2 protein-coding genes are annotated in these 1,747 nt (G+C 61.7%); one reads left to right on the top strand and one right to left on the bottom strand.

Features of this window, described 5'->3' with window-relative positions; translation table 11 throughout:
• Window positions 1-664: AMP-binding enzyme (locus A3764_RS14635; protein ID WP_150122196.1), on the top strand; the 664-nt coding region annotated here is incomplete at its 5' end.
• On the opposite strand, the gene A3764_RS14630 is transcribed toward A3764_RS14635, so the two are convergent.
• Window positions 661-1,632 carry a sensor histidine kinase gene (locus A3764_RS14630; RefSeq protein ID WP_067922710.1) on the bottom strand — a complete coding sequence of 324 codons (972 nt, stop codon included), beginning with the start codon at window positions 1,630-1,632 and terminating at the stop codon, window positions 661-663. The two genes, A3764_RS14635 and A3764_RS14630, sit on opposite strands and share 4 nt — an antisense overlap.
• Window positions 1,633-1,747: the final 115 nt, after the last annotated feature.

The raw sequence follows: 1,747 nt of genomic DNA, 5'->3' as shown, positions 1-1,747 counted from the left end.
CGTCGCGGCGGTGGATTGGTTCGGCCCCGTTTTCGTGCAGATCTACGGGCAGGGCGAATGCCCCATGGGGATCTCCGCCCTGTCGCGGGCGGACGTGGCGGACAGGAAGGGCGCGACATGGGAAAAGCGCCTCGCCTCCGTCGGGCGGGCGCAGGCGGCGGTGGAACTGCGTATCGAGACTGCGGATGGCCAGACCGCGCCCGCCGGCACCAATGGCGAGATCATGGTGCGGGGGCGCACGGTGATGCCCGGCTACTGGAATGCGCCCGAAGCCACGGCGCGCGCGTTGAAGAACGGCTGGCTCGCCACCGGCGATATCGGATCGCTGGATGACGCGGGCTATCTCACCCTGCAGGACAGGAGCAAGGATGTCATCATCACCGGCGGCTCGAACGTCTATCCCCGCGAGGTGGAGGAGGTTTTGCTGCGACATGACGCCGTGCAGGAAGTTTCGGTGGTGGGGCGCCCCCATGACGAATGGGGGGAGGAGATCGTGGCCTTCGTGGTCGGCGAGGCCCCGGATAGCGAACTTGATGCGCTCTGTCTGGCGAATATGGCGCGCTTCAAGCGGCCCAAGGTCTATCTGCGCATGGAGGAACTGCCGAAGAACAATTACGGCAAGGTGCTGAAGACGGAATTGCGAGAGCGGTTGAAGCCGGGTTAGGCGCCGTTGCCGTTGCCGTTGGAATGCGACGCGCCAAGCTGCACGGAATAGCGCAGGCCCGATTCGGTAAGCTCGCGCGTTGCGGTACCGTTGAGCTGCGAGGGCACGATCCGCGTGAGCATGGTTGACCCGAAGCCGCCCCTTTCGTTGGGGGTGATCGTGTTCACGTTCCGCTCGATCCATTCGAAGGTGCGCGCGTCGGCGTCATCCGAGTTCCAGCGAATGTCGATCGTACCCTTGTCGCTGAACAGCGCCCCGTACTTGTAGGCATTGGTCGCAAGTTCATGGATCGCCATGGAAACGGCCTGCGCCTCCCGCGGGTCGAGAAGCATCTCGCCCCCGTCGAAGGTGACCCGCTCCATATCCTCACCCAGATGGCCCGACAATTGGCGTTCCAGCAGCTTTTGCATGGTGATGCCGTCCCAGTTGCCGCCCGTCAGCAGCGAATGGGTTTTGGCCATCGACTGGATGCGCGCTTCGTAGCGGGTCAGGAATTCGGATATATCAGTGATGCCTTCGGCGGAACGGCGGGCGATGATCGAGGTCAGATTGAACAGGTTGCCGACCCGGTGCTGAAGCTCATGGGCGATGGCCCCCTGAAGCCGCTGCGCCATGACCCGTTCCGTCACATCCTGTGCATGTTGTACCAGATGGGTGATTTCCCCATCCGAATTGCGCACACCACGGTGCAGGCAGGTCCAGTATGCCTCACGCATACCGCCGCCTTTTTCCTCGGATACGGGGATCGCGAAGGGCACCTCAACCAGTTCGTTATCCTCCCCCGCGAGGACAGCGTGGAAGGCTTCCTTGAACATCTCCTGCCGCTCGGGTGCCTCGGGAAAGGCGTCGAAGACATACATGCCGAAGATGTCCTCGGCTTTGCGGTCTACCGTTTGCAGATAGGTTTCATTTGCCGAGGCGATATGCAGATTCCTGTCCAGAACCAGACAGGCTGCAGGCAAACACATGAACAGATTGTGGAGATCCGGCTGATTGTCAGACACTCGATGTGTTACCCAGGAAATTCGTACGCGACACTACTCTGACCACAGCACGAACCCCTTGGCCACCGACTTTTCACGG

The organism is Sulfitobacter sp. HI0129 (assembly GCF_001635395.1).
In the GTDB taxonomy this organism is placed as follows: domain Bacteria; phylum Pseudomonadota; class Alphaproteobacteria; order Rhodobacterales; family Rhodobacteraceae; genus Sulfitobacter.
Note: the sequence above shows the minus strand (reverse complement) of the source record. Positions and strands in the feature narration are given on the sequence as shown.